General features: G+C 43.9%; 17 protein-coding genes. 2 read left to right on the top strand and 15 right to left on the bottom strand.

The features are described 5' to 3' along the window. Positions 1-50: 50 nt before the first annotated feature. The 8 genes from BN1080_RS05230 to BN1080_RS05195 all read right to left on the bottom strand — a co-directional run bounded on the left by BN1080_RS05230 (position 51) and on the right by BN1080_RS05195 (position 8682). A complete protein-coding gene (locus BN1080_RS05230; RefSeq protein WP_110925696.1) occupies positions 51-1367 on the bottom strand; it encodes a GntP family permease in 1317 nt (438 codons plus the stop codon). A 143-nt stretch (positions 1368-1510) separates the two neighbouring features. Further along, positions 1511-2791, bottom strand: coding sequence for a histidinol dehydrogenase (hisD, locus tag BN1080_RS05225; protein ID WP_052650883.1), 1281 nt, complete (start codon positions 2789-2791; stop codon positions 1511-1513). A gap of 85 nt (positions 2792-2876) precedes the next feature. Continuing rightward, positions 2877-3863, bottom strand: coding sequence for a LacI family DNA-binding transcriptional regulator (locus tag BN1080_RS05220; protein ID WP_199876592.1), 987 nt, complete (start codon positions 3861-3863; stop codon positions 2877-2879). A 195-nt stretch (positions 3864-4058) separates the two neighbouring features. Further along, complete coding sequence (locus BN1080_RS05215) at positions 4059-4388, bottom strand: hypothetical protein (RefSeq protein ID WP_052650881.1); 330 nt, start codon at positions 4386-4388, stop codon at positions 4059-4061. 145 nt (positions 4389-4533) lie between these two features. Then, a complete protein-coding gene (locus tag BN1080_RS05210; RefSeq protein WP_052650880.1) occupies positions 4534-5676 on the bottom strand; it encodes a YeiH family protein in 1143 nt (380 codons plus the stop codon). A gap of 137 nt (positions 5677-5813) precedes the next feature. Next, on the bottom strand, positions 5814-7172 hold the full coding sequence (locus BN1080_RS05205) for a phenylacetate--CoA ligase family protein (protein ID WP_199876591.1): 1359 nt from the start codon (positions 7170-7172) through the stop codon (positions 5814-5816). Positions 7173-7185: 13 nt separating this feature from the next. Next, positions 7186-7884 carry a CpsD/CapB family tyrosine-protein kinase gene (locus tag BN1080_RS05200; RefSeq protein WP_234398938.1) on the bottom strand — a complete coding sequence of 233 codons (699 nt, stop codon included), beginning with the start codon at positions 7882-7884 and terminating at the stop codon, positions 7186-7188. A 99-nt stretch (positions 7885-7983) separates the two neighbouring features. Next, positions 7984-8682 carry a response regulator transcription factor gene (locus tag BN1080_RS05195; RefSeq protein WP_052650878.1) on the bottom strand — a complete coding sequence of 233 codons (699 nt, stop codon included), beginning with the start codon at positions 8680-8682 and terminating at the stop codon, positions 7984-7986. A 289-nt stretch (positions 8683-8971) separates the two neighbouring features. Here BN1080_RS05195 and BN1080_RS05190 point away from each other — a divergent pair, with 289 nt between their 5' ends. After that, positions 8972-9895 (top strand): LCP family glycopolymer transferase, encoded by a 924-nt coding sequence (locus BN1080_RS05190; protein ID WP_110925580.1) that lies wholly within the window; start codon positions 8972-8974, stop codon positions 9893-9895. A gap of 79 nt (positions 9896-9974) precedes the next feature. Here the strand turns inward: BN1080_RS05190 and pdxA are convergent, their stop codons facing one another. From pdxA to BN1080_RS05160, 6 genes are all read right to left on the bottom strand, one after another. After that, positions 9975-10973, bottom strand: a complete 999-nt coding sequence (gene pdxA / locus BN1080_RS05185) for a 4-hydroxythreonine-4-phosphate dehydrogenase PdxA (protein ID WP_052650876.1) — start codon at positions 10971-10973, stop codon at positions 9975-9977. Further along, positions 10960-12258, bottom strand: coding sequence for a four-carbon acid sugar kinase family protein (locus BN1080_RS05180; protein WP_052650875.1), 1299 nt, complete (start codon positions 12256-12258; stop codon positions 10960-10962). Before BN1080_RS05180 ends, pdxA begins: the two co-directional genes overlap by 14 nt. A gap of 14 nt (positions 12259-12272) precedes the next feature. After that, positions 12273-13265: a 2-keto-3-deoxygluconate permease gene (locus BN1080_RS05175; protein ID WP_052650874.1), complete on the bottom strand. Its 993-nt coding sequence runs from the start codon at positions 13263-13265 to the stop codon at positions 12273-12275. Positions 13266-13439: 174 nt separating this feature from the next. Then, positions 13440-15149 carry a sigma-54-dependent transcriptional regulator gene (locus tag BN1080_RS05170; RefSeq protein ID WP_052650873.1) on the bottom strand — a complete coding sequence of 570 codons (1710 nt, stop codon included), beginning with the start codon at positions 15147-15149 and terminating at the stop codon, positions 13440-13442. Positions 15150-15393: 244 nt separating this feature from the next. Beyond that, positions 15394-17049 carry a sensor domain-containing protein gene (locus BN1080_RS05165; RefSeq protein WP_052650872.1) on the bottom strand — a complete coding sequence of 552 codons (1656 nt, stop codon included), beginning with the start codon at positions 17047-17049 and terminating at the stop codon, positions 15394-15396. A 45-nt stretch (positions 17050-17094) separates the two neighbouring features. Then, positions 17095-19098, bottom strand: coding sequence for a sensor domain-containing protein (locus BN1080_RS05160; protein ID WP_234398937.1), 2004 nt, complete (start codon positions 19096-19098; stop codon positions 17095-17097). A 256-nt stretch (positions 19099-19354) separates the two neighbouring features. On the opposite strand from BN1080_RS05160, the gene BN1080_RS05155 reads away from it, so the two are divergent. Next, positions 19355-20119, top strand: a complete 765-nt coding sequence (locus BN1080_RS05155) for an NRDE family protein (RefSeq protein WP_052650871.1) — start codon at positions 19355-19357, stop codon at positions 20117-20119. A gap of 41 nt (positions 20120-20160) precedes the next feature. Here BN1080_RS05155 and BN1080_RS05150 read toward each other — a convergent pair whose 3' ends face one another. After that, positions 20161-20646 carry an SRPBCC domain-containing protein gene (locus BN1080_RS05150; protein WP_052650870.1) on the bottom strand — a complete coding sequence of 162 codons (486 nt, stop codon included), beginning with the start codon at positions 20644-20646 and terminating at the stop codon, positions 20161-20163. Between the last annotated feature and the right edge of the window lie 122 nt (positions 20647-20768).

Below are 20768 nucleotides of genomic sequence, written 5' to 3'. Positions count from 1 at the left end.
TATACCCAAAAAACTTTTGGTCGAAAAAAAGTTTTTTGGGTATCGCTTTTTTATAAACCTAGTGAAAATAGAATAACAGCCAATACGGTTCCAAGAATCGGAACGACTACAGTCAATGCCCCGAATGCCGGATACGCGTCTTTATGCGTTTCTCCAGCAATTGATCGTATAGTGGTTACCACGTATCCGCCTTGCGGCAAGGAATCCAGAGACCCGGAAGAAATCGCGACTGTCCGGTGCAACGCTTCCGGATTGACGCCAAGATCCAAATAATGAGGAGCCAGCAATGGCAAGGCAATGGCTTGCCCGCCTGATGAAGATCCTGTAAGTCCTGCGATAATGGCAACCGCCAACGCGCCGCCGATTAATGGGCTTCCTGGAATTCCAGTCATCACATCAACAGCTGCTTCAAAAGATGGCGTGGCTTTTACCACACCGCCAAAACCGACTACTGCAGCCGTATTGGCAATTGCAACAACAGCGCCCATTGCGCCGTCCCCGACCGCTTTTCCAAAGTTGTGGAAATACTTCCGATTGATTAGGTACGTAGCTAAAATCCCGCCGGATAACGCAATGATTAACGCAGAAGTCCCTAAACTATTATGGAAGATAAATGAAATGATGAGGACAACCGCTAATGGAATCATGCTGAGCAATGGATTCGGCAAATCTTTTCTGGTTTCCTGCGTTTCATCCGTTGCACGTGCGACAAAACGTTCTCCATTTGCCAATGCTTTGTTGATCATTTTTTTCAGCCACCAATAACCGAAAATCATCATAAATATAGCAACGAAAATACTGACTTCCCATCCTGCATAAGGAGTTGTCTTTAAGAATTCAATTGGAATCCAGTTTTGAATTTCCGGAGATCCCGCTGAAGTCATTGTAAAAGTCGTAGAACCAAATCCAAGCGCCGCCGGAATAAAGCGTCTCGGCAAATCTGCTTGTCTGAACAAGCTCAGTGCCATCGGATAAACAGAAAACGCGACAACGAATAGGCTGACGCCTCCGTAAGTCAGCACGGCACAGGCAATGACAACCGCGAGCGCCGCCCGTTTCATGCCGATTTTTCCAACAATCCATTGGGAAACGCTATCAGCTGCACCGCTGTCCTCCATAACTTTTCCAAATATAGCACCAGCTAAGAACATTAAATACCATGAAGCGATAAATCCAGTAAACCCTGTCATATAGTTCGTTAAAAAGTTTGCCGCTCCCTCTTCCGCTAATTGCGGAAAAATGGGCAATCCGTTGAATATTGCTACTAACAGCGCCGTCAATGGGGCTGTAATAAGTAAATTCATCCCTCTCATTGTTAAATAAATCAGCAGAGCCAACCCGCCGAACATTCCAATCATGCCGATAATGCCCAACATACCTTTCCCCCTCTTCTTAAAATCCCAAGCCCTGCTCCCCCTAATGTAAATCACGAGCAAAACTTTTCTGCACCATGTGTCCACTTTATACAGAAATCAGCGGGAATTGATTTCCCGCTGACGGTTGTGAAAAATTATTTGTTGCCGTATCTTCTCACACGCAATAGTGCCTGTTCGGCATGCCCAGCGAAGTTTTCCAATTGGCATAGGCGTGCTGCATATTCACCAATATAGGCGCTCGCTTCCGGAGTGGTCACTTTTTGATACGTCACGGTTTTGATAAACTTTCCTACCCATAGTCCGCCTGTATAGCGGGCTGCGCCTTTAGTCGGCAGCGTATGGTTGGTTCCAATCACTTTGTCACCGTATGCGACATTTGTTTCTGGCCCTAGGAATAAGCAGCCATAATTCGTCATATTTTCTAAGAAATAATCGGGATCTTCCGTCAGGATTTCAACGTGTTCGAAAGCTAAACGATCCGCTTCTATACGCGCTTCTTCAATGGAGTCAACCAATAAAATCTGTCCGTAATCCGACCAGGATACACGTGCAACGTCTGCTGTCGGCAAAGTTTCCAATTGGCGTTCAATTTCTTTTACGGTTTCTTCAGCCAACTCTCTGGAAGTGGTAATCAATGCCCCAGGAGAAGTCGGTCCATGTTCACCTTGTCCTAAAATGTCTGTTGCGACCATTTCTGCATCCGCTGTATGGTCAGCAACTACCAATGTTTCCGTCGGCCCAGCAAACAAATCAATTCCTACGCGTCCATAAAGCTGGCGTTTTGCTTCCGCAACAAATGCGTTGCCCGGACCAACAATCATGTCGACAGCTTCAATTGTTTCCGTGCCAATGGCCATGGCCCCCATCGCCTGGATGCCGCCAAGCAAGTAAATTTCATCAGCGCCTGCCAACGACATCGCTGCGATCGTCGCATGTGGAATTTCTCCGTTAATTGGCGGTGTACAAGCGATAACCCGTTTGACCCCAGCAACTTTTGCTGTCATCACACTCATATGTGCCGAAGCCACCATTGGATAGCGCCCGCCAGGAATGTAGCAGCCTACACTGTTTACCGGAATATTTTTATGGCCTAAAATAACGCCTGGAATATGCTCGACCTCTACATCATTCAAGGAAGCCAATTGCGCTTCTGCAAATGCACGGATATTTTTTTGGGCAAACTTAATATCCTCTATCACCTCTGATGGAACTTTGGAAACGATTTCATTTATTTGCGCTTCACTTAACCGGAATGATTCCGGAGCCCATTTATCGAATTTCTCAGAAAGCTCTTTTACTGCTTTGTCTCCTCTAGCTTCTACATCCTTTAAGGCCTCGGCAACGATTTGAGAAACTTTCGAATCGCTAGCGTTTACTTCTTCCTGCGATTTACCTGCTTTTAACACTTCAACCATTTGAATCCCTCCATTTTTGCATACGTATGCAAATTCAACTCTACCTAGAAGAATATTTCAATTATTTATAAAAGTCAACATTTTTTTAAGTTGTCAGTCGTTCAATTAAAGCACCATTCACTTCTACTTTTCCTGATTTCCCTGTATATGCAGCAATTTCATCCATTAAGTATGAAATTGTAAAATGAATCATTTTCTCTACTGGCTGCCGCCAAGTTGTCAGTTGATAGGAAGGCCAATCAGCCATTTCAATATCATCAAATCCAATCACTTTCGTCTCTTCAGGAATTTTCACCCCTTGTTGTTTCAAAGCATCTACTGTTCCAAGTGCCATAATGTCATTGGCTACAAAAAAAGCTGCCGGTACATGTCCCGATCGGATTGCTTTAAGAGCTGTTTGGTAGCCTCCTTCATACGTATAATTTGAAGCATATTTTGTATAAGGAATCTGTCGGCTTTCAAGCACTTCAAAAAAACCTCTTTGCCGCTCACGGCTTGTCGAAGTATCTTCATTGCCGCTGATATAGACCATGTCAGTTACCCCTTTTTCTAACAAGTAAATTGCTACTTTACGTCCTGCATCCAAGTTGTTGCAGCTGACGGAATAGAAATCATCGTTCTGCAATTTACGGTTAAAAAAGACGAGCGGAATTTTATTTTCTTTAAATTCATTTGCTACATTTAATGACATTGTCGCATCGGTGATAATAACACCTGCTACGTTGTAATTTAATAATATTTCAATATCTTCTGCTTCCAATTCTTCATTGTTGGTATGAACGAATAGTACACTAAATCCCAATGCTTTGAACGCTGCTGTAAACCGGGTCAATACCTGCGGATAAAAAGGATTGTCCACGCCTTTCATGACCAGTCCGATAATCCGGGTCCGGTTGGTGATTAAACTTCGGGCAAATTCATTGGGCCGGTAACCCAATTGTTTAGCGGCGGCCAATACTTTCAATCTTGTTTTTTCCGACACTTTAGCTCCTTCAAAATAGACGCGGGATACAGAAGATTGTGAAACGCCTGCTAGTTTGGCGACGTCTTTTGCAGTGACTGTATGATTCATGTCCATCAACCCATTTCCGATATATTCGAATAATAGAATACACTATTTCCCATTCTTAAGCACTAATTGCTTCTAGCATTTCCGAATATAAAGCGGCTTATTGATAAATTGATCTTTCAGTTTACGGTTTCTGCATCTTTTTCTGCCCATTAGAAAAACCCAGCAGAAGCAATGGAGCTTCGTACTGGGCCATCTTCACAAATGAAAGGATTCATCATAAATCGGCTTCATATGCAAATCGAATTTGCCTTTCACTTCTTCAATATCATAGATGTTTCCGGGAATTTCACCTTTTTCAATTTTTTCGATATGGGTTTTTACCAGATCCGCAAAATATTTGCCGCAAGCGACATCATTTGGATATTGCGCTTTCACTCTTTCGACAAGTTCTTCACTCATAATTTCCTTAAATGCGTAGTACAAGGCTGCATTGATGAGCGTCAATGAATCTTTGCCTGCATAGGAAACGAAATAATAATTGCCATACCGGTCTTTCAACAAGTCTCTTTTCGCTACAACTTCCATTCCGTCCACTCTCCTTCAGTCCTTTGCCATTCCATACCCTTAGCCTTTCTTCCAAAAACGTATGCCTGCAGATTTGACGCCCCAATCTGTCGGCTTTCCATCCAACCCAAAAACCAGCGGCGATCGCCACTGGTCTTTTTTTCATTTACACCGATATGAATCCGCCGAATAAAGAGATCAGCAATAAGCTGACCATGCCGACGGAAATCGCTGCAATAAACCCGATATAGAACGGCTTGATGCCCATGCCTTTGAAGACTTTCAAGTTCGTGCCTAGCCCGACGGCTGCCATTGCAAGCCCGAGCATGTATGTGGAGCCAAAAGAACTCCAGAAACTATAAAAGCCTTCCCACGCCGCCGGATCAAATAGGCCAAAAGCCAAACCGGAAGAAGCAACGGTAGAGTCGCCAATTGTCCGCAGCAACGACAGCAATAGAAACCCTAAAATAAATAATGGGAATAATTTATACCATTTCGGCAATTGAGCTGCCTGCCCATTTTCCCGATTGTTCCGGTAGAACAAGAATGAGACAAACGGGATGACCGCGATGATGAACACATTGCGGGTAAGTTTCGTGATCGTTGCGACATCGACTACTGTCGACGAATTGTACAATTGATCGTAGATTAACGCTGCCCCTGTAACTTGCGCTGTATCATGGATGGCCGTACCCAGGAATAACCCCGCTTTTATCGGCTCATCAGCGAAAAAAGCATTGGCCAGGTATGGATAAAACAGCATGCCGAGCAAACCGAAAATCGTAATATTGGCAACTGCATAGGATATTTCATTTTCCTTTGCTTTAATAACAGGTGCTGTCGCCATAATGGCGGTAACACCGCAAATGCCGGTGCCTGTCGCAATCAACGTCCCTAATCGCTTGGATTGATTCATTTTCGCGGTAAAAAATAAGGTTACAAAAAGTCCGACTGAAATACATGCCACGATGAGCGGCAATCCCCAAGCTCCTAATTTTAACGCTTCTGTCATGCTCAGGCGCAGTCCGAGCAAAATAATTCCCGCGCGCAATGCATATTTAAGGGCAAAACTGATGCCTTTAGCAAATGCATCCGGCAAACCGATTGTATTGCGGATCAGAATTCCAAGCACGATGGCTACAAAAATCCCTGATATTGGGCTAGCGCCGCCCTCCGGCAAAATTGCTGCAGCGCGCAATGCAGCGCCAATCCAATCTGCACCGATGATCCCCGCCATCATGACGATAAAACAAAGCAATAATCCTGGAATCAGACGGAGAAAAGATGCTTTCTTAACATTTTTAACCATAATCCTTCTTCTCCTCACCTCTAACTAGTCTTTCCTATCGTAACATTTTCAAAGCATTAGAGGGAATGAACAGGCTTCTAAGGCACTCCACGAAAAAAGAACAGGGATTTCTCCCTGTTCCCAGTTTTCCTATCACGCTATTTGGCCAATTTGTTAATGACTAATTGAAAATCATCTTTAAGGCTTCGTGGCATTTCTTCAACCACCCGGATATTAAATTTCGTATCCTGGCTGAATGCGGACTGTAAATTTTGGTGAATCGTTTCAGTCAATTCATTTGTATAGGACTCTCCAGCTTCGACAAACACTTCAATCGCTTCTTTTTTGTGTTGGAAAAAATGGATTTTCTTTATGCCGTCGGATAACTCATGGCCGGTTTCATCCAATTGCGGAATATCTACTTTGGCGTTATCTGCTGTACGCAAACGGCTGGAATCAGGATCTTTGCGGCTTTTAATAACAGGTTGGGTAGATCCACAGGCACAAGGAGACTCCGCATCCTTCACTTCTGCATATTCCCCTGTTCTGCATCTTATAATCGGCGTCCCATAGCTCATAAAATTCGTCACAATCATTTCTCCATCTTCAGCCAGTTCAATAATGCCGGCTTTAGGATGGACGTGGAATTTCCCTGCCTCGCATTCGGACATGACCGGAAATTCATAAGACGGAAGAAACAAATTTCTCACCGGACAGCCAAAAGCTTTTTCGATTTCTTTTCTTTGAGCAGCCTCCATGAGTCCCCCTTGCAAAAAGAGCGCTTGCGGCGGGGAAGCCAGCTTCTCCTGCGCTTCGTTCAAAAAGGCAGCCAGCTTGTATAAGATGGGAGCAGTCCCGATGATAAGTGCCGGCTGGAAATCGTTCAAGTTTCGAATGTATACTTCCGCATTGCCATTTGTGCAATAGTAGTTTGAATACAACCGGATCTTCTCTGGACGGTTATCCCTCCAATAGATTTTCTTTTCCTGAGCTTCCGGCACGATTTTTCTCGAAGTGAAAATCGCTTGTTTCAGTCCTTTAGAGTCAGCGCCGTTCTGCTGTTTAAAAAAATCCATAAAGGCATTGCGCTTTTGGATATCTTCCTTTGTAAGCAAAAACTTAAGCGGGATCCCTTCCCGGTCAATTTCATGGGCTACAGCCGCTGCTGAATCATCCGCTGCATGCATCATCTGAATATTTTGATGGATGGCTTCTCTTTCTACTACGGGAAGCTTCGGCAAGTCAGAAAGACCTTTGAGAGCTTCTACATTTATGCCTTTATAAAACTTCCGATAAAATGGGCTATGCTCGATTGAATGCTTCAGCAATTTGTGAATTTCCTTCCACTGGACTGCTTCTCCAAATTCATCCGCTCTTTTTGATGCAAGCTCCCGCAGCAACTCGGCATAGATTTCACCATACCGCTCTTTTTTCACCTTTTTGTTTTCGGAGCGCACATAAAGGTTTTGGAAGTATATCGGCAGATGCTTATAGAGCATCGATGAGAAATTTCGCAATGCTGCTTCCTCCTTAGTCCGAATGATAGCCTTCATAATAATTCCGGCTTTTTCCAACTTCGTGGTTATTTAAAATGACCCCTAATATAGTGGCTTTTGCGGCTAGCAATGCTTCCTTTGCTTTTACTATTTGCTGTTTATCGGATTTTCCGCTGCTCGCTACTAAAACTGTACCGTCGCATTTATTGGCTAAAATTTTCGAATCTGCAATGGTTAAAACCGGAGCCGAATCAAAAATGACTATATCGTAATACTTTTTCATTTCAGCCATCAATTGTTCCAAAGCGGCGGCTCCTAACAGTTCCGCCGGATTGGATGGAACATGGCCGCAAGGAAGCACTTCCAAGCCGACTATGCCCGTTCGCTTGACCGTATCCAAAAGTTCGCCTTTTTTCATCAGCAAACTCGAAAAGCCGTTGCGGCTTGAAATGTCGAAAAAATGATGCAGGGCCGGCCTGCGCATGTTGCCATCCACAAGCAGCACTTTTTTGCCTGATTCTGCGTAGACGATGGCTATATTTAAAGCGGTGGTCGTCTTCCCTTCCCCGTTAGTTGCTGAAGTGAAGAGAATGGTTCTTACATTCGAATCTGGCATTGTAAAATTCAAGTTTGTGCGGATGCTTCTATATTGTTCTGCAGCGAGCGAATTCGTTTTGGGTATGTCGAAGCGCTTTCTTTCGCCTGCATGCTTTGTTTTCTTTTGAATCCCCATCGGGTTCCAACTCCTCCGTGCTGCAAGATTTCCCCTCTCCTTTCGATAGGGCAGGTGTATCTTGGCGAACATTGTTTGCTGGGCTGTATGCCATTGAATTCAATTCGCGCTATGCGCAAATTTATAGCCGAATCCTCGGATGGTGCGGATATAGATTGGATTGGCCGGATCTTTTTCGACTTTCCTTCTCAGATTGCTGATATGGACCTTAACTGTTTGAAGTTCTCCGGCAGAATAATAGCCCCATATTTGGTTGTATAGCTGTTCGGCTGTCCACACACGATTGGGCTGTTTGGCCAGCAATAAAAGCAGCTGAAACTCTTTGTGATTCAAGTGAATAGGCTTTCCGGCTACATACACCTGCCGTGCATCTGCATGGATATGTAAATCACCAAACCGAAGCATCGCTAAATCGTCCGTTTCTTTCGTCCATCCGGTTCTTCTTAGTACAGCACGAATTCTTGCTTCAAGTTCATTGAAATCGAAAGGTTTTGTAATAAAGTCATCTCCGCCCGCATCCAGGCTTTGTATTTTGAAAGATAGCTCTTTCCGGTAACTGATGAAAAGGATAGGCAGCCTTGACCGGGAGCGGATTTTCGCACACACTTCCAAACTGTTGATGCCAGGCATTTCAGCATCCAACAAAATCAAATCCGGTTCTCTTATTTTGAGCAGTTCAATAACCTCAGAGCCTTCATTTACTTCGATGACTTTGTATCCTTTCGTCTTCAAAAAAGCATGGATCAACTCCCGCACCCATTTTTCCTCTTGAATTACCATGACTGTCGCGCTCATCATCCTATTTCCCCCTATCTGAAATCCGCCAGACCGGTAATGGATACCTTTAAATTTAATTAAATATTCAGAAATATTAGAATCACCTATATTCCATTATATGGACCGAGTGTAGGTGTATTCGTACAAAAATCATACCATTTTTATCATTAAAAAAGTATATTATTTTTTCTGAAAATTCAAATAAAACTATTGACCTAATATCTAATCCGGTTTACGCTATGAAAAAGAATGCATTTGGTCTAAACGTCCCTCCTTCATTTCTTAAAATTTCTTTAAAAGGAGAATGAAAATGGCTCAATATCCTACGAATCGCAAAAAGAAAACTTTTACTAAGTGGCTATTGATAGCTCTCGCTTTGCTCGTTGTTACAGGGTCTCTCGGGTTCATTGCGCTATTCCCGAAAGCTACGAGTACGTTGGAGGAAATTCATGAACCGCTGACCCGGCAAGTATCGGCGAAACGCCCAGAAAAGGTTGCTCTGGAAGAAAAAGAACCCCTGTCCATTTTGCTGCTGGGAGTTGATGAGCGGGAAAACGATAAAGGAAGATCAGATACGATTGTGGTTCTGACAGTCAACCCCTCTACTCAGTCCATTAAGATGGTCAGCGTTCCAAGAGATACCTACACTGAAATTGTTGGTTTTGGCAAGCACGATAAAGTAAATCATGCTTTTGCTTTCGGGGGAGCCGAAATGTCTTTGGAAACGATTGAGCATTTGCTCGATATTCCCATTGATTATGTCATGCAGGTCAATATGGAAGGGTTTAAGGATATTATTGATGTTCTGGGCGGCATTACCGTTACAAACGAATTTGCTTTCGATGGATTTAGCGAAGGGGAAATTTTGCTGAGCGGCGAAGATGCCTTGGAGTATGTGCGAATGAGAAAAGAAGATCCGGACGGCGACTTTGGAAGGCAGAACCGGCAAAAGCAAGTTTTGAAAAGCATATTAGCTAAAACGGCTTCTGCTAATGCTCTCTTTAATTATTCTAAAATCCTGGATGCTTTAGGCGACAATGTCAAAACGAATATGAGCTTCTCGGAAATGATGGATGTCCAAAGCAACTACCGTTCGGCCATCCAATCAATCGAATCGATCAGTTTTGACCGCGGCCGCGGCGAAATGATGGACGGCATCTGGTACTACCAGATGGATGAGCAGGAATTAACTGAAGTTCAGCATCTTTTAAAAGAACATTTGGAGATAGAATAAAAAACAAGGCTCTGCCAACAGCAGAAGCCTTGTTTTTTCATTATCAAGTTATCCATCATGAGCCCTGTGAACAGGCTATTTATTTCTTTGGCGCAAGCTCTACTGCTTGCCGCAAAGCTTCTACTAAACTCTTTTCATCCGCAATTCCTGTACCGGCAATATCAAACGCTGTGCCGTGATCCACGCTTGTGCGAATAATCGGCAAGCCGACTGTAATATTCACTCCTGCTTCCAACCCCAGTACTTTGACAGGAGCATGGCCTTGGTCATGATACATGGCAACCACGATATCGAAATCGCCTCGCACGGTGCGGAAAAACAACGTATCGGCTGGCAGCGGCCCTTGAACATCGATGCCTTGGGCTACCGCTTTTTCGATAGCCGGGATCACCTTTTCTTCCTCTTCGCCGTAGCCGAACAAACCATTTTCGCCCGCATGCGGGTTAATTCCGCAAACCGCAATTTTCGGGTTTTCGATTCCCGCTTTCGTCAGTGTTTCATGAGCCAATTGAATGACATGAAGCACCCGTTCCGGATTAATCATCTTAATCGCATCAATAATCCCTACATGAGTGGTTACATGAATCACCTTTAGATTTGGTGCGGATAGCATCATCGAATATTCTTTTGTTCCTGTCAATTCCGCTAAAATCTCTGTATGGCCAGGATAGCGATGGCCGCCTTTTTGCAGTGCTTCTTTATTCAATGGAGCTGTGCAGATCGCGTCGATTTCCTGGTCATTAGCTAAGCTGATCGCTTTTGCCAAATATTGAAAGGCGGCATCACCCGCTGCAGCCGATACTTCTCCAATCGGCAAATCGATCGGCAATAAATTCAAGTCCAGACAGTCAATCGCCCCTTTTTCAAATCCGGCTTCAGAAGGATGCGAGATGCGGTTGATGGTTTTCGTACTGCCTGTATATTGTTTGGCCCGCTCTAAAATAGCGGCGTCTCCGATGACAAATGAACGGCTTGTTTCAAATACCACATCGTGTTCGAAACTTTTCAAAATAATTTCCGGCCCTACTCCGGCCGCGTCCCCCATTGTAATGCCTATAACCGGTTTAGTTGTTTGCATCTGATCCTGCTCCCTTCAAATAATCCACTGTATTTGCCAACGATTCGGCAACTCCAAAGCCTCCCGCTTTTGTCACAACAATCATTTCGCTGCCGTTCCTGTTTGCCAGGCCAAGCGGCAGCCCCGCTTCTACTTCAAAGCGCAATTCCATATCGTAAATTCCTAACACATTGCAAATATCTTTGGCTGTGTCTCCACCTGTCATCACGAGCGCATTAAACGCTGACAACTCCATCGCTTCTTGGACAAGAAGGCCCAATCCGTTTGAAATTCCTTTAGCCGTTTGATGTGCCGAACGATTGTGGACCGTAGCCCATTCTTTTACTTTATCGCGATTCTCTTGGTGAGCACCCACATAAATCACTGCACTGTCCCAACCATCTTCCTGTTTTAATGATTGAAGCATGGCAACTGGCTCGAGCGAATTTTCAAGCAGCATGACGGGATCTATCTCGATCATTTTTGTGCGCGGCCGCTCTGTCAAGACTTCAATTTGCTCTTGAGTCCGAGCGGATAGGCTCCCGGATGCGACGAGAACTTTGTCGATCGGCATTTCAAGAACGCGCTTGAATTGCTTCTCGTCCCCTAGCTCATTATAGAGATGATTAATCATCCCGGCTGATCCGGCCCATCCAAGATTCAGATTAAGGTTCTTTTCAATGTTTGCCAATAAGGCGAAATCTGCCTCTTCCTTCACATCGCAGACAATCCATTGAACCCCTTTTTCCACTTGGCTGAGCACCCATTTTTCTGGATGATCGCCCTGCAGCATTTCTCTTCTCAATACAGCAATCGAAATGCCATCAAGAGCCAATAAATCGGGAATGTAGCTGTGCCGCACCGGCGTCTTCGGGTCCCGGCCGAATTCTGTATCGGCGACCGGTATGCCATTTACATATAGAGTGCCGTTTTCAACCGTTCTTCCCATGCTCGGAAAAGCAGGTGCAATAAAGATGACATCCATTTTTGCGGCTTCTTGCATCGCTTTAAGTTCAGCCGAAACAGAACCCCTTAAAGTCGAATCCACTTTTTTATAAAAGTGGCTGACTCCGCGCGCTTTCAGCTGGCCAATTTCTTTTAAGACTGTTTCATAGGCTTCTTTTTCTTCCATAGCCCGGCTGTTCGTGTCTACAATCCAGACATCAATTTCCTGATTCGCCTGGGTATTTTCATTTTCGCGCTTTGCCAAGATGACGCGGGATTTCAGGCCTTTCTGAGCAAGCCTAACTCCTGAATCATTTGCTCCTGTAAAATCATCCGCAATGATGCCAATCTGAGTTGCCATATTCCGCCACTCCTTTAAACTTCTTTTTTGAGCAAATTACCATTATCAAACAAATAGCCTTTTTTCTCAAGTCTCTTTACTAAAAACGCTACATAAAGCGGCAATAGAATAGCAGTTGTCACAGTGGATGCCGCTACCTGGACCGTTGCAATGTCAACAACCGAAGCAAACCCTGTGCTGGCTGCTGCAATAGCAGCCGGTGTAGCTACAGCATTTCCGGCTGTCGAACCTTCCGCAGCTCCGACAATCGGATTCCATTTCAACGCTTTAAATACTAAGTATCCCGCTGTACCCGTGATAAACACGGTCATCAATCCAAGTGCGATACCGCCAAGCCCGCCTTCAATAATGGCCTTAAAGTTAATGCCCATCCCTAGTGCGAATGCAAAGAATGGAATCAGCATCGAGCTTCCCTGGTCCAAGAACGAGCGCATATCTTCATCCAAATTCCCTAAGATCATCCCAATTAAAATCGGCAGTAAAACTGCGATAAATGAAATTGGCGAAAACAGTCCATCCACAAAGCCCATCGCACCAAAAATGGTTAACGCCACCATCGTTAAGAATGGCCCGTCATTTAAAGCTAATAGCGAGTAGGCTGCCCGGTCTTCCTTGCTGCCGTATTGGCCGACTAGCGCCACAAACAGGCCGCCATTGCTGTTGGTCATTGCTGCAATGACTGCGATCGGGGCGATGCCCAGCCACAATCCATTATCTCCGGCTAACATATAGGCGATTAACCCAAAAATGGCACCGACCACCCATTTTGTAGTCAGCAGCGTTGCTCCTTTTGCCAATGAAACGCCAAACGTTTTTACATTGATTTGTGCGCCTGTACATAGTAAGAAAAGTGCAATCAACGCATTCGCGCTATCTACAAAAAGTGCTTGTGTAAAACCGCCAATGCGCAATAAATCCGGCGCCAATGTGTTAATAATGGCTGCCAATAGCAATGGAACTACCATCATACCCCCTGGAATGCGTTCAAGTGTCGCTTTAATCTTCATCCTAACCCCTCTTTTCTTTAAATAAAAAATATGCGAATTTCTTCTTGAGTAATCGCTTTCATTTGTAACTATAAAAATAATTGTATAAAAAAGCAACATTATTTTTAAAATAATATAGTTATAAATAAAAATCGTTTAAAAATGCAACACTTATACCGATAAAAAAACGCAAACTCATTTATTGAGTTTGCGCCATAAAGTGGCTCGGTTAATGCCGAGGCGTTGAGCTGTTTTCGTCTGGTTAAAGTCTTCTTCCTCCAGAACTTGTTCAATGATTTGCTGTTCTATTTCCTGTAAACTCATGTTTTTGAAGGAAGCATCTAATTCTTTTGATTGGCTCGTTGAATGAAACGGCATGCTGGCAAGCGTCTTTTGTTCAATCACGTACTCTTTTTCGAAGAGAGCCAGTTTTTTTACGTACATTTTTAAGTCAATCAAATTTCCGGGCCATTCGATTTGTTTAATTTGCTCCATGGCATCTTCTCGGACTTTGATCGCTTGAGTGCCGAGGTTTTGATGGAACTCCAATAAAAATTGGCGAACCAATGGAGGGATATCTTCTTTTCGCTCGGCTAAAGAAGGCACTGTTATTCGGATCGCATCCGCCAATCCAATTTTCGATAAAAGTTCAGCAGAGATTTTCGTACCAGCCAAGATCACCTGAACATTTTTTTCACGCGCCCATTCCAGTATGGAACGCATTGCACGTACCGGTTCCCCTGCCTTATCGGTTTTCAAATGAATCAGCAGCGTAGAGGCTTCGGAAATGTCAAAGCGGCTTGGAAAATCTTCAAACTCATCCAAAGCGAGATGAATGATAAATCCACTTTTTTGATGGAAGTGATGGAGATAGCGCACGATTTCCTTTTTCCCAGTTCCCAGCTCTCCTTCAAGCAATAAGGGCTCTTTCCCCATTGCTGGCTTTTCAAGAAGCTTCTTTATGCCTTCCATCACGGGGCTTTCTGCTACGAGTGAAGGCAATAAGGAAACCGGCTCCATGCGGATCCCGGGAATCGCCATTTTGTAGTTTTCAGGATGTTTGATTGTGCAGATAAACACATTCCCTTCGCGGTCTTCCATCTGTTCGGCCCGTATTTCAACTACCACGCCATCATTACCGGCCATTTGGACAACCGTCTTTTCTTTCCCTCGAACTTGATGATGGATTTCCGTTAGTTGGGACGAAGAGAAAGGCGATCCGTCAAAAGAAACCCAATTCTCCAGGAGCGTCCGTCCATCTTCTGAAAAAATCAATATATCCTGTTTTTTTATTTCCAGGAGATTTCGCATCACCCGCAGCAATTGTTGGCTGTCTTTCTGCGACTCAAAAATTCTTTTCGCTTCTTGGAAAGACTCCACAATCGATTCTTTGCCCGACTGGAGCAGCAGCCCGTTCAACCCGAGCTTTCCAGCCGCTTCAACAGTGACCACATCGCCAAGGATGCTCTTATAGCCTGCATCTTTTAGTTTTAGTAAGACTGCCTCTACTTCAGTTGCTTCTTTAAGCGTCACAACTTCCATCTCGATGTCTAAAAGACTGACGATGGAAGCCGCTCCCAATGTAATATTCGAGAAGCCAACCAAAGCCTTTTTTTCGCCGGAATAGCCATTGGCAAGCATGATGGAGCGCAAAAGGTCATAGCCGGAGATATGGACATCAATCACTGGCACAGAGACAGCTTCCCGAATTAAATTTGCTGTCCCGCCCCGGCTAATTAACAGGTCAATGCCTTGCTTTTCCATGGCCAGCGCATAATTGACGCCAGCCGCCAGATTTCCGACTTGTATGGCCACTTCAAACTCGTCCTGACCTTTCTTTAATTCATCGATTAGCGGAACCATCGCCTCGTACGGCGAAATAAATCCTAATCTGATTTTCCTCATTGCGGCAGCCCCCATTTAAAACGCTCTTTTGCCATTATATCAAGCTGTCCGAAAGCAGCAATTAAAACGAATAGAAAAAGCCATCCCGCTAAACAGGATGGCACAAGGTAAGGCACACATAACATAAAGTTAGTGTAGCAAATCAATTTGAGGGATTCAAGCTTAATTGTGTTTATTTTAAAAAATTTTCTGTCAAATTATTCCTTGATAACTTAAAATTGGTGAGTAAAAAATCAAACAACCGTTAACGGTTTAATTGAAAATTATTCTTCCCGGCATTTTTGGCTTCGTATAACGCATGGTCCGCTTTCTTCAATACATCAGAAGGATTGGAAGCATCCGCAGAAGCAATATGAATGCCGATACTGGTCGTAATTTTTAGTTCAACACCTAAAGCTTCCCATGATATTTCCATAGACCGGCGTATGATTGAAGCTTTTTGAATGGCCTCTGCGGAAGTGATCGGCCCTTTGTATAGAAGGACAAATTCATCGCCGCCGAGCCTTGCGGCCAAGTCATTTTCTCCGATGTTCTGCGATAGCCTATGCGCAAATTCCTGGATGACTTGATCTCCTATTTCATGCCCCCAACCATCATTAATCTCTTTGAAATCGTCGATGTCTAAAATCAGCACGGCAAACTCTTCGTCGTGTTCAATTTTGCGGTACATGGCTTCTTTCAGCATGCGGCGGTTGGGCAGCCCGGTTAAGGCATCATGGTAAGCGAAAAACTCAAGTTTGGACTCATACTCTTTTTGCTTTGAAATGTCACGCAGCAGCAATACTTTATGGCTAAATTTCCCGTCCTCATCGAAAACGGGCGTTCCCAATAGCTCCGACCATACCCACCCGCGTGTCTTGTGCTTAATGCGCAATTGCATTTTCCATAACTCTCCGGTTAAAATCGATTCCGCCAGTTTTCGATCCAATTCTTCCGTTTCTTCCGGATGGACCAGGGATAATAGAGGTTCGGCTTCGATTTCTTCTCTTGTTGCACCATATACATTGAAACAGGAGGGCGAAATATACATAAACTGTCCGCTATTGTTTAATAAAATGATGACGTCATGGGCATTTTCAGCAATGATTTGAAACAGATTTTCGCTTTCAGCAAACTTTCCTGCCATTTTATCGAGCTCTGTCATATCTTTCAAGATGGCATAAATGCCGACACGATTCCCACCGACTATAATTGGAACCAGTTTGAGCAAGCAGCTGATCTGGCTCCCGTTGTTTGCCAAAAAACGGATTCGGGTGTCTTCTAACGGCGTGGATAATGCCTGGTCCAGATAATCCCGAAACTTCTCGGGATCTTCTGCAATGACGTAATCCAAAAAACGCTTATCTCTCAGTTCATCGATGAGAAATTCGGTCATATTCGCAGCAGTCTGATTTCCTTCGAGGATTCGTCCCTTTAAATCCAATGTAAACACGGCATCCGTGTTATTTTCGTACAGTGAGCTGTATCTGGAGCGGCTTTCTTCAATTTGCTTCCACATTTCAAGCGCATCCTGATCTGCTTTTCTTTCTTTCGTCACTTCTCTTATAAATGCCGAAACATGTGTGCATTCTTCTTGTCCATTCAATAATGGCGTCAAAACCATTTGGTACCAGCGCACTTCACCGGTACTCAATTGAAAAGCATCTTCGATTTTCAACTTCTTTGCACTCTCGGCCGCTTGCCGGTAATGGCTTTCCAAGCGCTTCCCTATTTCGGGAGAATGGACTTCACGCACACTACGGCCAATTGCACTGGCGTCAAGGGCGGTTTGGTTTATCGCTTCCTGGTTCAAGAATTCATAAAAGAAATTTCCAGAACGGTCTACTCTTACGATAAAAACCATTTCTTGTGTACTATCCATCCACACCCGTTCAACTAAAAGTTCCTCAGTAACCCCCACAGCCATGTTCCTCCCCAATACGCATTCAATCGTAAAATGATGTTGCTAACGCAAATACTTCTCTTCAAAATCCGCTACTGTCAAGGGCTTATCAAAATAATAGCCTTGGAAATGAATGCAATCATGTTCCTTTAGAAAGTCCACTTCCTCAACCCTTTCCACGCCTTCTGCCAACAGTTCGCATTCGATGCTTTTGGCCAAATGGATCAACGAGGCAAGGACCGCTTCCGACTTTTTGTCTTCACCGATTTTTTGAATAAAAAATTTATCCAACTTGATTTTATTGATCGGAAATTGCGTCAGATAAGCGATCATGGAAAAGCCTGTGCCAAAGTCGTCTATGGCGATGGAAATACACTTCGATTTGCATAGCTGCAAGTTTTCCAAAGTACAGTCGGAATAGGTCAATTCCGCTTGTTCTGTAATTTCGATTTCAATAAGCTCTGGCTGGATCTCATAGCGGTCGATCAACGCAAAGAAATCTTTGAAAAATTCCGGGTTGCCAAGCAAGGATGGCGTCATATTGATCGCTGTCTTTAAGTTCCATCCGTAACGTTTTTGCCATTCTTTCAATTGTGTAAAGACTTCATGTAATAGATGGGTTGTCAACGAAACAATCGTCGACGATTGTTCAGCGACTTGGATGAATTCCAAAGGCGAAAGCTCCCCTAACTCGGGATGATTCCACCTGGAGAGAATTTCAACTCCAATGACCTTGCCGGTTGCTCCATCAATTTGCGGCTGCAGAGTAAAATAATACCCATTCTCTTTCAAGTCTTCCTGCAATCCTTTTTCAATTTTGATTTTTCTTTCGCGTTCTGAATTCATGGCTTTCCTGAAAAAGCAGTAACTTGTTTCTTTTGTTTTCTTAGCCTCGAACATCGCGGTTTCTGCAAAAGAAAGCACTTCTCCTAAGTTTTGGGCGTCATAGGGATAGCAGGCAATTCCGATGCTTGCGGCAATATTGACGGATTGCTGGTTTTCCAGCTGAAATGGATGCATGAAGATTTCTTTCAGGTTCTCTGCGAAATTTTCGAGCCGTTCTTTCCCTTGCGGTTGGCGGATCACAACGAATTCATCTCCGTCCAGCCGGCCAATTTTACTATAGGGACCTGCCAGTTCTTTTAGTTTTGCAGCGACCGATGCGAGCACTTTATCGCCAGAATTGAAATTGTGCATGGCATTGACCACTTTTAAATTGTCTAAGTTAATAAAAAATAACGTGAATTTCGTTTTGCTTTGTACCAATGATTTCGCGAGTTCCGACATGGCTCTGCGATTGGGTAAACCCGTTAGAAAATCAGTGTAGGCATATTCCCAGAGCTTTTCTTCCGTTACTTTCCGTTCATTTATATTTTGGAAATACAGCGCCATGCCGCCGCTCGACAGCGGATACGCATTCAAACGGAACCAAGTTGAGAGCGGTTCATAATATTCCTCGAAATGGACGCTGGTCCCTTTCAAGATCACTTTGTCAAATTCCTGATGAAACTTGGAGCCTAACGCATCCGGGAATAGATCCCACCAGTTCATGCCGACATTTTCTTCCCGCGGGCTTTTCAATACTTCCTCTCCATACGCATTCAAGTAATGGATTTTATAATTTTCATCCAATAGCGCAAATCCTTCATCCATATTTTCAAGTACACTCTCAGCGGTGATGGCTTGAATGGTGTGAAGGTTGACCAGCTTCAATGAAATAACCGTCCCATTTAAATTTTCGTTCAAGGTTTTCATGGGACGTGCTTTTATAGAGAACCATTGTAGGGAATTGTCTTTTAAGATGACAGGGATGATGTCCAGATATTCCTTCAGGTCTTTGCCAATCACTTTCTGCAGCGTTCTTAATTCATCGCCTTTTCCAAATTCTTTGATGAAATTAAAAAAATTCACGCTGTTTTTCCAATACTTTTCAGGAAGGCCATGCTCTTTCCCGAACTCTGTCCATCCTTCGATGTTTCGGATAATCTTGCCGGTTTCATCCAGAATGAGAACGAGCTCGCCATGGTTTTCAGTCATTTCCTTTATCGCATTTTTATCGCTCTCCATCTTATAAACACCGCCTTCACACATCATGAAAAATCAAATATGTACTTTAGTAATAGTCATTATATACTAAATGCGTTTATTTTATTGGATTATTTTTCCTATATTATATAAAATTTCTTATACGTTTCTACTTATCTATTCCCCCAAAAACTTTTTGCTAATCAATAACTTCCGTATTTGCCTCAAAATTTTCAATCTTCTTTTCTGTTTTCATTTTACTTCCTTCTATATAATGAAAACAAAAGGAGTGAAGGCGATGTGCTTAATCAATTTCAGTTTCCAGGATCACCCCCGCTACAAACTGGTGATTGCCGCGAACCGCGACGAATTTTACAAAAGGCCAACTGAAAAGGCGCATTATTGGAATGATGCACCGAATCTCTTAGCCGGCCGTGATCTGTTGCAGATGGGCACCTGGCTCGGCGTCACGAAGACCGGAAGAATTGCAGCCCTCACGAATTTCCGAGACCCTTCCATGCCGGAAACCGGAAAATTATCACGTGGTGCGATTGTGCGGAATTTTTTAAGCACCAACGCTTCCCCTGAAGTTTTTTTAGGTTCTTTAATTGCTGAAGATTATACAGGCTTCAATTTGATTGCCGGCACAGCGGATGAACTTTTCTATTACAGCAATATTGATAATAGACTTTCTTCTATCGATCAGGGCGTCCATGGACTCAGCAATCATTTTTTGAATACGCCGTGGCCTAAAGTCGTCAAAGGCAAAAAGCATTTGGAGCGTTACCTTTCCGCCCATCTGGAGCTCGACCTGGACCAGCTTTTTGAACTGCTCGCAGATGCAGAACAGGCGGACGAAACAGCATTGCCCAATACAGGCGTTGGCTTGGAATTTGAAAAAATACTCTCCCCGATGTTCATTAAAACCGCTGACTACGGAACCCGTTCTTCCACCATCGTAGCTGTCGATATGGATAATCACCTGACGTTCGCAGAACGCGTTTATCAGAATGGGCATTTAAAAGGGGAACAAGTTTTCAATTTTAAAATCAGCCATTCCTAATAAAAGCCAAAGCCGATTTCTCATCAGCTTTGGCTTTTTCCTTATCCTAACGAACCGGTCAGGCTATCCAGCAGCCGTTCATATTCCGGAAGTTCTTTTTGCCATTCCTGATCTCGGTCGATCTCTGCGCCATCCAATCGCGCTTGAATAACATCCAGGCACACATGCCAGCCCGTAAGGTCTTTAGCCGTGTGAGGCGTAATTTGGCGAATCGTTTCGATTAACAGAAGCTGGGTGTCGCGATTCAGAGACCGCACTTCAAAATGGACTTGGTCTTTCCACCATTCAAAACCCAGGATGCTTCCTTCCTCATACTCCAGAATCGCCAATTCCTCATAAGACCCGTCTTCGAAATCGAATCGCATCGTTCCGCCTTCCTTTAAGTCCTCTACCGATAACTCGGAGAACCATTGCTTAAGCTTTTGATTGTCGGTCAGCATTTGCCAAACCGATTGGGGTGTATGCGCCAATGTGCGTGAAAATGTTGCTGTATAGCCTTGCTTATCTTGAATAATTTCTGCCCTCATCAATTCCTGCCTCCTCGAAATATTGCTTTTCCTCTCCTTTACCCTTGTAGAAGGGATTTTCTCCAAAAGCCCTAAATTTTTTTGTATCCGATAAACCATAGGAAAGTTGGGTATACAGCTTT

It is taken from the genome of Planococcus massiliensis, assembly GCF_000821325.1.
Taxonomy (GTDB): Bacteria; Bacillota; Bacilli; order Bacillales_A; family Planococcaceae; genus Planococcus; species Planococcus ruber.
Note: the sequence above shows the minus strand (reverse complement) of the source record. Positions and strands in the feature narration are given on the sequence as shown.